At 58.9% G+C, this 12,552-nt stretch carries 10 protein-coding genes; all 10 read left to right on the top strand.

Features of this window, described 5'->3' with window-relative positions:
• Positions 1-94 precede the first annotated feature (94 nt).
• The 10 genes from rpoC to rplB all read left to right on the top strand — a co-directional run bounded on the left by rpoC (position 95) and on the right by rplB (position 12,551).
• On the top strand, positions 95-4,273 hold the full coding sequence (gene rpoC / locus LGH83_RS05115) for a DNA-directed RNA polymerase subunit beta' (RefSeq protein ID WP_227400879.1): 4,179 nt from the start codon (positions 95-97) through the stop codon (positions 4,271-4,273).
• Between the two features lie 1,146 nt (positions 4,274-5,419).
• A complete protein-coding gene (gene rpsL / locus LGH83_RS05110; RefSeq protein WP_131118065.1) occupies positions 5,420-5,791 on the top strand; it encodes a 30S ribosomal protein S12 in 372 nt (123 codons plus the stop codon).
• Between the two features lie 22 nt (positions 5,792-5,813).
• Complete coding sequence (rpsG, locus tag LGH83_RS05105; protein WP_131118062.1) at positions 5,814-6,284, top strand: 30S ribosomal protein S7; 471 nt, start codon at positions 5,814-5,816, stop codon at positions 6,282-6,284.
• A 36-nt stretch (positions 6,285-6,320) separates the two neighbouring features.
• Positions 6,321-8,396, top strand: coding sequence for an elongation factor G (gene fusA / locus LGH83_RS05100; RefSeq protein ID WP_227400878.1), 2,076 nt, complete (start codon positions 6,321-6,323; stop codon positions 8,394-8,396).
• A gap of 47 nt (positions 8,397-8,443) precedes the next feature.
• The gene (tuf, locus tag LGH83_RS05095; RefSeq protein ID WP_131118056.1) at positions 8,444-9,634 is read left to right on the top strand and encodes an elongation factor Tu; all 1,191 of its coding nucleotides are present in this window, start codon (positions 8,444-8,446) and stop codon (positions 9,632-9,634) included.
• Between the two features lie 59 nt (positions 9,635-9,693).
• Positions 9,694-10,002: a 30S ribosomal protein S10 gene (rpsJ, locus tag LGH83_RS05090; protein ID WP_131118053.1), complete on the top strand. Its 309-nt coding sequence runs from the start codon at positions 9,694-9,696 to the stop codon at positions 10,000-10,002.
• Positions 10,003-10,053: 51 nt separating this feature from the next.
• The gene (gene rplC / locus LGH83_RS05085; protein ID WP_131118050.1) at positions 10,054-10,773 is read left to right on the top strand and encodes a 50S ribosomal protein L3; all 720 of its coding nucleotides are present in this window, start codon (positions 10,054-10,056) and stop codon (positions 10,771-10,773) included.
• Positions 10,774-10,776: 3 nt separating this feature from the next.
• On the top strand, positions 10,777-11,397 hold the full coding sequence (rplD, locus tag LGH83_RS05080; RefSeq protein ID WP_131118047.1) for a 50S ribosomal protein L4: 621 nt from the start codon (positions 10,777-10,779) through the stop codon (positions 11,395-11,397).
• On the top strand, positions 11,394-11,690 hold the full coding sequence (locus LGH83_RS05075; RefSeq protein ID WP_131118044.1) for a 50S ribosomal protein L23: 297 nt from the start codon (positions 11,394-11,396) through the stop codon (positions 11,688-11,690). Before rplD ends, LGH83_RS05075 begins: the two co-directional genes overlap by 4 nt.
• 21 nt (positions 11,691-11,711) lie before the next feature.
• Entirely contained in the window at positions 11,712-12,551 is an 840-nt protein-coding gene (rplB, locus tag LGH83_RS05070; RefSeq protein WP_131118041.1) for a 50S ribosomal protein L2, read from the top strand.
• Position 12,552: the final 1 nt, after the last annotated feature.

The following is a 12,552-nucleotide window of genomic DNA, read 5'->3' as shown; positions in this document are numbered from 1 at the left end:
GATCGGCGGATCCCTCCAGCTTTGGCGACGACACATTCATCCGACAGGGCGCGGAGGCAGACGCTGCCAGATCGCCCCAGTCCAGGAGCTGTTTATGAAACAAGAGGTCATGAATCTCTTCAATCCGGTCGTCCAGCCTCAGGCGTTCGACCAGATTCAGATCGCCATCGCGAGCCCGGAGAAGATCCTCTCGTGGTCGTTCGGTGAGATCAAGAAGCCCGAAACCATCAATTATCGTACCTTCAAGCCGGAGCGGGATGGCTTGTTCTGCGCGCGCATCTTTGGTCCGATCAAGGACTACGAGTGCCTGTGCGGCAAGTACAAGCGGATGAAGTATAAGGGCGTCATCTGCGAGAAGTGCGGCGTCGAAGTCACGTTGTCGCGAGTCCGGCGCGAGCGGATGGGCCACATCTCCCTGGCGGCTCCCGTCGCGCATATCTGGTTCCTGAAGAGCCTCCCGTCGCGTATCGGCCTCCTGCTCGACATGACCCTGAAGGATCTCGAGCGGATCCTGTATTTTGAATCCTACATTGTGATCGAGCCCGGCTTGACCACGCTCAAGGACCGTCAGCTTCTGAGCGAGGATGAATTCATCCGCGCGCAGGACGAATACGGGCAGGACAACTTCACTGCCATGATCGGCGCAGAGGCCATTCGCGAAATTCTGCGCGGAATGGATCTGCCCCGCATCGCCGAGCACCTCAAGGTCGAGATCTCGGAGGCGACCACCGAGCTCAAGCCGAAGAAGCTCGCCAAGCGGCTGAAGATCATCGAAGCCTTCATGCACTCGGGCAACAGCCCCGAATGGATGATCTTGACCGAAATTCCGGTCATTCCGCCGGACTTGCGTCCGCTGGTGCCGCTGGATGGCGGACGCTTCGCGACGTCCGATCTGAACGACCTCTATCGCCGCGTCATCAACCGCAACAATCGTCTTCGTCGGCTCATCGAGCTGCGCGCGCCGGACATCATCATCCGCAACGAGAAGCGTATGCTTCAAGAGGCGGTCGATGCGCTGTTCGACAACGGTCGTCGCGGCCGCGTCATCACCGGTGCCAACAAGCGCCCGCTGAAGTCGCTCGCCGACATGTTGAAGGGTAAGCAGGGCCGGTTCCGTCAGAACCTGCTCGGCAAGCGCGTCGATTATTCCGGTCGATCCGTGATCGTCGTGGGTCCGGAACTCAAGCTGCACCAGTGCGGCCTGCCGAAGAAGATGGCGCTCGAGCTGTTCAAGCCGTTCATCTATTCGCGTCTCGACGCCAAGGGTCTCTCGACCACGGTCAAGCAGGCCAAAAAGCTGGTCGAAAAGGAGAAGCCTGAGGTTTGGGATATCCTGGACGAGGTCATCCGCGAACACCCGATCATGCTGAACCGTGCACCGACGCTGCATCGTCTGGGCATTCAGGCGTTCGAGCCGACGTTGATCGAGGGCAAGGCGATCCAGCTGCATCCGCTGGTTTGCGCCGCCTTCAACGCCGACTTCGACGGCGATCAGATGGCCGTTCACGTTCCGCTGTCGCTTGAAGCGCAGCTGGAAGCGCGCGTGCTGATGATGTCGACCAACAATATCCTGCATCCGGCCAACGGCATGCCGATCATCGTGCCGAGCCAGGATATCGTGCTCGGTCTCTACTATGTGACGCTGATGCGCGATGGCGACATCGGTCAGGGTATGGTGTTCTCGAGCCAGGCGGAGATCGAACATGCGCTGCAGTCAAAGACCGTGACGCTGCACACCAAGATCCGGGGCCGCGCCTGGACCTATGAGAATGGCGAGCGGGTGTCGAAGATCTTCGACACGACGCCGGGCCGGATGATCCTCGGCCAGATTCTGCCGAGCCACCCCAAGATCCCTTACGACGTCGCCAACAAGCTGATGACGAAGAAAGAGATCTCCAACATGATCGACACCGTCTACCGCAACTGCGGTCAGAAGGAGACGGTCATCTTCTGCGATCGCATCATGGCTTTGGGCTTCCGCGAGGCCTTCCGCGCCGGCATTTCGTTCGGCAAGGACGACATGGTCGTGCCGGAAACCAAGCCGAAGATCGTCGAGGACACCCGTACGCTCGCGACGGAATACGAGCAGCAGTATAACGACGGCCTGATCACCCAGGGTGAGAAGTACAACAAGGTCGTCGATGCATGGGCGAAGTGCACGGACAAGCTTGCGGAAGAGATGATGCTCCGCATTTCCACCGTGCAAAAGGATGAGGACGGCCGCGATAAGCCGATCAACTCGATCTACATGATGGCGCATTCGGGAGCGCGTGGTTCGCCCGCTCAGATGAAGCAGCTGGCGGCGATGCGCGGCCTGATGGCCAAGCCATCGGGTGAAATCATCGAGAGCCCGATCATCTCGAACTTCAAGGAAGGTCTGACCGTTCTTGAATATTTCAACTCGACCCATGGCGCCCGCAAGGGTTTGGCCGATACCGCGTTGAAGACCGCAAACTCGGGTTACTTGACGCGTCGTCTCGTCGACGTGGCGCAGGATGCCATTATCTCGACGGTCGATTGCGGCTCGAAGGGCGGCATCAAGATGCGGGCGATCATCGACGCCGGACAAATCGTGGCGTCGCTGGCGATCCGCATTCTCGGCCGGACGTCGGCCGAACCGCTGCTCAATCAGGACGGCAGCGTCATCGTCTCCGAAGGCGAGATGATCCAGGAATGGCATATCGACCGCATCAATGCGGCTGGTATCCAGGAGGTGAAGATCCGATCGGTCTTGACCTGCGAGGCCAAGAATGGGGTTTGCGCGACCTGCTACGGCCGTGACCTTGCACGCGGCACGCCGGTCAACATGGGCGAAGCCGTCGGCGTCATCGCGGCTCAGTCGATCGGCGAGCCTGGGACGCAGTTGACGATGCGGACGTTCCACATCGGCGGCGCGGCCCAGATCGCGGATCAGTCGTTCGTCGAGTCGAATTTCGACGGCACGGTCAAGATCCGTAACCGGGCGCTGGCTCGCAACGCGGATGGCGATCTGATGGTCATGGCGCGGAACGTCGCGATCGTGATCGAAGGACCGGATGGTACGGATCGGGCGACGCATCGCGTTCAATACGGCGCGCGCCTCAAGGTCGACGAGGGCGACAAGGTGAAGCGCGGTCAGCGCCTTGCCGAGTGGGACCCCTACACCCGTCCGATCATGACCGAAATCGACGGCGTCGTGGGCTTCGAAGATCTCAGCGAGGGCATTTCGATGTCCGAGTCGATCGACGAGGCGACTGGCATCGCCAAGCGCGTCGTGATGGACTGGCGTTTGAATCAGCGCTCCGTCAATCTTCGTCCCGCCATCGTTATCAAGGGCAAGGACGGCAAGGTCGTGAAGCTGCCCCGTGGTAGCGAGGCGCGGTACTTCTTGCCGGTCGACTCGATCCTGAGCTTCGATGTCGGCGGCGAAGTCGTGGCGGGCGATATCGTTGCCCGTATCTCGATGGAAGGCGCCAAGACGCGCGACATCACCGGCGGTCTGCCGCGTGTCGCGGAATTGTTCGAGGCTCGTCGGCCAAAAGATCACGCCATCATCGCGGAGATGTCCGGCACGATCCAGTTCGGTCGCGATTACAAGAACAAGCAGCGTCTTTCGATCGTTCCGCACGATGAAGGTGGCGAGCCCGTCGAGTATCTGATCCCGAAGGGCAAGCACATTCACCTGCAGGACGGCGACGTCGTGGAGAAGGGTGACTACATCGTCGATGGCAACCCGGCACCGCACGATATTCTTGCGATTAAGGGCGTCGAGGAACTCGCGGCCTATTTGGTCAACGAGATCCAGGAAGTGTATCGCCTGCAGGGCGTGAGCATCAACGACAAGCATATCGAGGTCATCGTTCGCCAGATGCTGCAGAAGGTCGACATCACCGATCCAGGCGATACCGACTTCCTCAACGGCGAGCAGGTCGATCAGGTTGAGCTCGAAGAGGCCAACAATAAGGTGCTCGAAAACAACGGTAAGATCGCGGTCGGAACTCCGGTGCTGCTCGGAATCACCAAGGCGAGCTTGCAGACGCGTTCCTTCATCTCTGCGGCGTCGTTTCAGGAGACCACGCGCGTCCTCACGGAGGCTGCGGTCAACGGAAAGATCGATACGCTTGAGGGCTTGAAGGAGAACGTCATCGTTGGACGTCTTATTCCGGCCGGAACCGGAGCGGCGATGTCCAAGCTTCGTCGCGTCGCTGCGGCCCGGGATCGACTGATCCTTGAGCAGCAGGCGGGTGCGTCGCAAGCCGCGGTGCCGCTGCAACTTCCTCCAGCCGCCGAGTAATCGGCTGTCGCGAGAAACAACGATGAAGGGCGCCTCGGCGCCCTTTTTCATGCGCTTTTGTCATCGACGGTCGCGCACGGTCGTACCTCTTCCGCGCTAGGTCGACGATCCGATTTGTGGAACCAGTCCCGCCTCAGGTTGTTAAGATTCGCGTAACGTCTCAAACCGATTGAAATGCCCGTGTTGCCCGATCCCGTCTCTCAAACACCAATTATGCCGCACGCCGGGGCAGGGGCTTTGCTTCGCGATATGCCGGCTCATGTTCTTGGCCCGCTTTTGGCGGGCCAGCGAGCGCGCTTGTTCGCCGATGCCTGTGAGATGGAAAGATTGCCGGTCTGGCTGATTGACGTGAGCGGGCACGTGCTTCATGCGACCACGACCGCTCATGCGCTCTCGTGTCAGAACGACGGGGGAGCAGAGTCGAGCGAAGTTTCGCAGGCGATCGTTCGCAGACTTTTGGCGATAGCACTCACGTCGGATGTCGCGCCATCCGTTGAAACTACGCCTGGCGAACTCCCGTTCGACATTCTCGTTTTGAACTGCCCGGATCCGTCGCCCTATCAATTGGTCCAGCGAATCGCGGTCGCGTCAGATAAGTCGGACCGGCAAAATGCCGTGTCCACGATGCTGTTGCTGGACATGTTCGGATCGCAAGATCCGACAAATTGACAGGACCTACTGAAAGACCGGCCCCTAAGCCGTATTAAGGGCTTAGTCAGGCAGTTTCTCATCATCTGACCGTCAAGTCGGTGATGTTCGGCGAGTTGGGAAACGCGCAAAAGCTTTCCGAGACTTTCCTAACGACACATTCACATCTCTGTCGTTTTATCCTTGACGACACCACCACCGCTCCGTAAAAGAACACAACTTTCGACAGGCAGTAGGCCAATTCGTTCGGAGCGACTCGCCCTGAACCCAGATTGCCTAAACGCTGTTGGCCTCTCCGGGCGACTTGATGTAGTCATAGCTGGTCTAAGCCAGATAAACGCAAGACCGCGAAGCTTTGCTCCGTGGTCCTCTGCATTTGACGCTTGAAGCCGTAAGGGCTGAAAGCGCTATTCGTTTTGGGTTTAGAAGCCCGTGTTTTGATTTGGCCAATCGAAATGCTTGTTTGGTTTGGCCACGATTTTTGCGTGAAGGCGGGAAATGCCGACGATCAGCCAGTTGATCCGCAAACCGCGGGTTGTTGCAAAGGCGCGTAACAAGGTGCCTGCATTGCAGCAAAGCCCGCAGAAGCGCGGAGTTTGCACGCGTGTTTATACGACGACGCCGAAGAAGCCGAACTCGGCGCTTCGTAAGGTGGCCAAGGTTCGTTTGACCAACGGTTTCGAGGTCATCGGTTATATTCCCGGCGAGGGTCATAACCTTCAAGAGCATTCCGTGGTGATGATCCGCGGTGGCCGTGTGAAGGATCTGCCGGGCGTTCGTTACCATATTCTCCGCGGTGTGCTGGATACCCAGGGCGTCAAGAATCGTAAGCAGCGCCGTTCGAAGTACGGCGCGAAGCGTCCGAAGTAACTGGTTTCAAGGAGCGGTCGTTATGTCGCGAAGGCACAGCGCAGAGAAGCGTGAGATCATTCCGGACGCAAAGTTCGGTGACGTTGTTCTCACCAAATTCATGAATTCGATCATGTATGACGGCAAGAAGTCTGCCGCAGAAGCGATCGTCTACGGTGCATTCGACTTGATCGAGGGCAAGACGCGCCAGGAGCCGCTCCCGGTGTTTCGTGCGGCTCTCGAAAATGTCGCCCCGGCCATCGAGGTTCGGTCGCGTCGCGTCGGTGGTGCAACCTATCAGGTTCCGGTCGAAGTTCGTCCCGAGCGCCGCCAAGCTTTGGCGATCCGTTGGATCATCACGGCAGCCCGCGCTCGGAACGACAAGACCATGGTCGATCGCTTGTCGGCCGAATTGCTCGATGCTTCGAACAACCGCGGCAACGCGGTCAAGAAGCGGGAAGACACGCACCGTATGGCGGAGGCCAATCGGGCCTTCTCGCATTACCGCTGGTAATTCCGCTTTCATTCGAGATTTCTCGAGGATTATTCCATGGCCCGCAGCCACGCGATCGAAGATTACCGTAATTTCGGCATCATGGCTCACATCGATGCCGGTAAGACGACGACGACTGAGCGGATCCTCTACTATTCCGGCAAGTCCCATAAGATCGGCGAAGTCCACGACGGCGCCGCGACCATGGACTGGATGGAGCAGGAGCAGGAACGCGGCATTACGATCACGTCTGCTGCGACGACGACGTTTTGGCAGGATAAGCGCCTCAACATCATTGATACGCCCGGCCATGTCGATTTCACCATTGAGGTGGAGCGTTCGCTTCGCGTGCTCGATGGCGCGGTCTGCGTGCTCGATGGCAACCAGGGCGTCGAGCCCCAGACTGAAACGGTCTGGCGCCAAGCTGACAAATACAACGTTCCGCGGATCGTGTTCGTCAACAAGATGGATAAGATCGGGGCTGATTTCTACAAATGCGTCGATGACATCAAGGTGCGTGTCGCGGGCCGTCCGGTTTGCGTTCAGTTGCCGATTGGTTCCGAAGCCGACTTCCTCGGGATTATCGATCTCGTGCGCATGAAGGCCGTGGTCTGGGAGAATGAAGCTCTCGGTGCCAACTATCATGACGAAGAGATTCCGGCCGAGTTGCTGGATCGTGCCAAGGAATACCGCCTGGCTCTGATCGAGGCAGCCGTGGAGCTCGACGACGATGCGATGGCGGCTTACCTCGACGGCAACGAGCCGGACGAGGCGACACTGAAGGCTCTGATCCGCAAGGCAGTTCGGACCGTCACCTTCGTTCCGGTTCTTTGCGGAACGGCCTTCAAAAACAAGGGCGTTCAGCCGCTTCTCGATGCGGTCGTCGACTTTCTCCCGTCGCCGATCGATCGTGACGCGATCAAGGGGATCGACGTCAACACGGAAGAAGAGATCACTCGTCTTCCGAAGGACAGCGAGCCTTTCTCGATGCTGGCCTTCAAGATCATGGACGACCCTTTTGTCGGCACGATCACGTTTTGCCGCGTCTACTCGGGCCATGTCGAATCCGGCACGACCGTGCTGAACTCGACGAAGGAGAAGAAAGAGCGCGTTGGGCGGATGCTTCTTATGCATGCGAATAATCGCGAAGACATCAAGGAAGCCTACACGGGCGACATCGTCGCTCTTGCGGGTCTCAAGGATACCCGCACGGGTGACACCCTTTGCGATCTGATCAAGCCCGTTATTCTGGAACGCATGGAATTCCCCGAGCCGGTCATCGAAATCGCGATCGAGCCGAAGTCCAAGGCCGACCAGGAGAAGTTGGGCGTCGCTCTTGCGAAACTTGCCGCAGAGGATCCGTCCTTCCGCGTATCGACCGATCAGGAGTCGGGCCAGACCATTCTTCGCGGAATGGGCGAGCTTCATCTCGACATCAAGGTCGATATCCTGCGCCGCACCTATAAGGTCGACGCGAATATCGGCGCGCCACAAGTTGCTTATCGTGAAAAGCTCACCAAGCGGGTTGAGCAGGATTACACGCATAAGAAGCAGACCGGCGGCACGGGCCAGTTCGCCCGCGTCAAGATTATCTTCGAGCCGAACGAGGCCGGCGGCGGCAACGTGTTCGAGTCGAAGATTGTCGGCGGTGCAGTTCCGAAGGAATTCGTGCCTGGCGTCGAGAAGGGTATCAACAGCGTCATGGGCGCCGGCATCCTCGCCGGCTTCCCGGTGGTGGATGTCAAGGCGACCTTGATCGATGGCGCCTTCCATGACGTCGACTCCTCGGTGCTGGCATTCGAAATTGCTTCTCGTGCAGCTTTCCGTGAGGCGCTTCAGAAGGGCGGTTCGGTTCTGCTCGAGCCGATCATGAAGGTCGAGGTGGTGACACCCGAGGATTATACAGGTTCGGTCATCGGCGATTTGAATTCTCGCCGCGGGCAGATTCAAGGTCAGGACATGCGCGGTAATGCGAACGTCATCAATGCGATGGTGCCGCTTGCCAACATGTTCGGTTATGTCAACCAGCTTCGGTCGTTCAGCCAAGGCCGCGCGACATTCACGATGCAGTTCGATCACTATGAACAGGTCCCGGCGGGTGAAGCCGCCAAGGTTCAAGCAAAATACGCTTGATCGGGCCGTATATCTGAGCCTGTCACAGGGGTTTGAAGGAGCTTAGCATGGCTAAGGAAAAGTTTTCGCGCAACAAGCCGCATTGCAACATCGGCACCATCGGTCACGTCGATCATGGCAAGACCTCGCTGACGGCAGCTATCACCAAGGTGTTGGCTGAATCCGGCGGTGCGACGTTCACGGCGTATGATCAGATCGACAAGGCACCGGAAGAGAAGGCTCGTGGCATCACGATCTCGACCGCGCATGTCGAATACGAGACCAAGAACCGGCATTACGCCCACGTCGACTGCCCCGGCCACGCCGATTATGTGAAGAACATGATCACCGGCGCCGCGCAGATGGATGGCGCAATCCTGGTCGTGTCGGCCGCCGATGGTCCGATGCCGCAGACCCGCGAGCACATTCTGTTGGCTCGTCAGGTTGGCGTGCCGGCTCTGGTTGTGTTCCTTAACAAGGTCGACATGGTCGACGACGAGGAGCTCCTCGAGCTCGTGGAGCTCGAAGTTCGCGAGCTGCTGTCGAAGTATGACTTCCCCGGCGACGACATTCCGATCACCAAGGGTTCGGCGCTTTGCGCTCTCGAGAACAAGCAGCCCGAGATTGGCCATGACGCCGTTCTCAAGCTGATGGAAACGGTTGACGCCTACATCCCGCAGCCGGATCGGCCGATCGATCTTCCCTTCCTGATGCCGGTCGAAGACGTGTTCTCGATCTCTGGCCGCGGCACTGTCGTGACCGGTCGTATCGAGCGCGGCATCGTCAAGGTCGGCGAGGAAATCGAGATCGTCGGTCTCAAGGCGACCGTCAAGACTACAGTTACGGGCGTCGAGATGTTCCGCAAGCTGCTCGACCAGGGCATGGCCGGTGACAACGTCGGTTGCCTTCTCCGCGGCACCAAGCGCGAAGATGTCGAGCGTGGCCAGATTCTCTGCAAGCCCGGCTCCGTGAAGCCCCATACGAAGTTCATGGCTGAGGCCTACATCCTCACCAAGGACGAGGGTGGCCGTCATACGCCGTTCTTCACGAACTATCGTCCGCAGTTTTATTTCCGGACCACGGATGTGACCGGGATCGTGACGCTGCCGGAAGGCACCGAGATGGTGATGCCCGGCGATAACGTGACGATGTCGGTGGCGCTCATCGTGCCGATCGCCATGGAGGAGAAGCTCCGCTTCGCCATCCGTGAAGGTGGCCGCACCGTCGGCGCCGGCGTTGTCGCTTCGATCATCGAATAAGAGGCCGATTGGGGGAGCGGGACATAAGCTCCCGCTCCGCTCGATCAAAGGATGAACCCATGAACGGTCAAAACATCCGCATTCGCCTCAAAGCATTCGATCATCGGGTGCTTGATGCTTCGACGAAGGAAATTGTTTCCACGGCGCGCCGCACCGGCGCTCAGGTTCGTGGGCCGATTCCGCTTCCGACGCGGATTGAAAAATTTACGGTGAACCGCTCGCCTCACGTCGATAAGAAGTCGCGCGAGCAGTTCGAAATTCGTACCCATAAGCGCGTTCTCGACATTGTTGATCCCACACCGCAGACGGTTGATGCTTTGATGAAGCTCGATCTAGCCGCCGGTGTCGACGTCGAAATCAAGCTTTGATTTGTGAACCGGTCGGCACTTTCTATCAAAGTGTCTTGAAGGATTTCTGACATGCGGTCAGGTGTTATAGCCCAGAAGGTCGGGATGACCCGAGTCTTCACCGGAACCGGCGAACATGTGCCGGTCACCGTGCTGAAGATCGACGGTTGCCAGGTCGTCGCCCATCGGACGGAAGAAGCCAATGGCTATACTGCGCTGCAGCTGGGTATTGGTCGGGCAAAGGTAAAGAACGTGCCGAAGGCCGAACGTCAGCGTTTTGCCATCGCCAATGTCGAGCCCAAGATGAAGCTCGCTGAGTTTCGGGTTTCGGCCGATCAGGTCATTCCGGTTGGTGCAGAGATCACGGCGGATCATTTTGTCGAGGGTCAGTTCGTTGACGTGACGGGCACCAGCATGGGTAAGGGCTTTGCCGGCCCCATGAAGCGCTGGAACTTCGGTGGTCTTCGGGCCACCCATGGTGTGTCGGTGTCGCATCGTTCGCACGGTTCGACTGGCGGTCGTCAGGACCCCGGTAAGACCTTTAAGAACAAGAAGATGGCGGGGCACATGGGTGCCGACCGCATTACCACGCTGAACCTCAAGGTCGTGAAGACTGATGTGGAGCGCGGCTTGATCTTGGTCGAAGGTGCCGTTCCGGGTGTTGCCGGCGGTTATATTTTTGTTCGTGACGCGGTCAAGAAGGCTGCTCCCAAGGACGTGCCGCTTCCCGGCAAGTTCCGGGCGCCGGTTGCTGCCGGTCAGTCGCCCAGCGAACAAGTTTCGGAGGGTTGAGCGGTGAAAATTGATGTGACGTCGCTCGACGGTCAATCGACGGGTTCAATCGAGCTTTCGGACGCGATCTACGGCCTCGAGCCGCGCCAAGATCTGATTGCTCGGATGATCCGTTATCAGTTGGCAGCACGCCAAGTTGGTTCGCACGCGACGCAGGGTCGCGCCGACGTCTGGCGCACCGGCAAGAAAATGTACAAGCAGAAGGGCACTGGTTCGGCTCGTCACGGATCGGCTCGCGTCCCGCAGTTTCGAGGCGGCGGTCGCGCCATGGGTCCGGTCGTCCGGTCTCATGCACATGATCTTCCCAAGAAGGTCCGTGCGCTAGCGTTGCGTCATGCTTTGTCGGCCAAGGCTGCCAGCGGCGAGATCATCATCTGGGATCGCGCCGAAGTTAGCGAAACCAAGACCAAGTTGCTTCGCGAGCAGTTCGAGGCTCTCGGTTTGACCAACGCGCTGGTGATTGATGGCGCCGAGCCGCACGAGGGCTTTCGCCTCGCGGCCCGGAACATTCCGCAAATCGATGTGCTGCCCGTGCAGGGCATCAATGTCTACGATATTTTGCGCCGGAAGAAGCTGGTCCTCACAAAGGCCGCGGTCGACGCGCTAGAGGCACGCTTCAAATGAGTCAGGACCCGCGCCACTACGACGTCATTGTCGCTCCCGTGATAACGGAAAAGGCGACGATGGCGTCTGACGAGAACAAGGTTGTGTTTCGCGTTCGCAAGGACGCGACCAAGCCGCAGATCAAGGCCGCTGTCGAGCAATTGTTCGACGTCAAGGTCGAAAGCGTCAACACGCTGATCCGTAAGGGTAAGCGCAAGGTGTTTCGCGGGTTCCGCGGCACCCAGTCGGACGTGAAGAAGGCCGTCGTGACCCTCGCCGAGGGACACAAGATCGATGTCACCACCGGTCTTTGAGCAGGTTGAGGGAATAGTGCGATGGCACTGAAGACATTCAAACCGGTCACGCCAAGCCTGCGCCAGCTGGTTATCGTGGACCGTAGCGGCCTCTACAAGGGCAAGCCGCTCAAGACATTGACCGAAGGCAAGTCGTCTGCCGGTGGCCGCAACAACACGGGTCGCATCACCGTGCGGTTTCGTGGCGGCGGTCATAAGCAGACCTACCGGATCATCGACTTCAAGCGTCGTAAGCTTGATATGGTCGCGAAGGTGGAGCGGATCGAATATGATCCGAACCGCACGTCGTTCATCGCGCTCATCCGCTACGAGGATGGTGAGCAGAACTACATCATTGCTCCGCAGCGTTTGGCGGTCGGCGACGACGTGGTTGCTGGCAACCAGGTGGACGTTAAGCCCGGCAATGCGATGCCGCTGGCAAGCATTCCGGTCGGCACGATCGTGCACAACGTCGAGATGAAGATCGGCAAGGGCGCGGCGATCGCTCGGTCCGCAGGCACCTATGCTCAGATCGTCGGTCGTGATCAGGGTTACGTCATCCTGCGTCTGAATTCGGGTGAGCAGCGCCTCATCCACGGACAGTGCTTCGGCACGGTCGGTGCGGTGTCGAATCCCGATCACATGAACATCAACTACGGCAAGGCGGGTCGTCGCCGTTGGTTGGGCCGTCGTCCGCATAATCGCGGCGTGACCATGAACCCGGTCGATCATCCGCACGGCGGCGGCGAAGGCCGCACCTCGGGTGGGCGTCATCCGGTTACTCCTTGGGGTAAGCCGACCAAGGGCAAGAAGACCCGCAGCAACAAGTCGACGACGCAGTTCATCGTCGCCTCCCGTCACAGCCGCAAGAAGAAGGGCTAAT

This window comes from Lichenihabitans sp. PAMC28606, assembly GCF_020616535.1.
Lineage (GTDB): Bacteria > Pseudomonadota > Alphaproteobacteria > Rhizobiales > Beijerinckiaceae > Lichenihabitans > Lichenihabitans psoromatis.
This window is presented reverse-complemented; position numbering and strand designations above follow the sequence as displayed.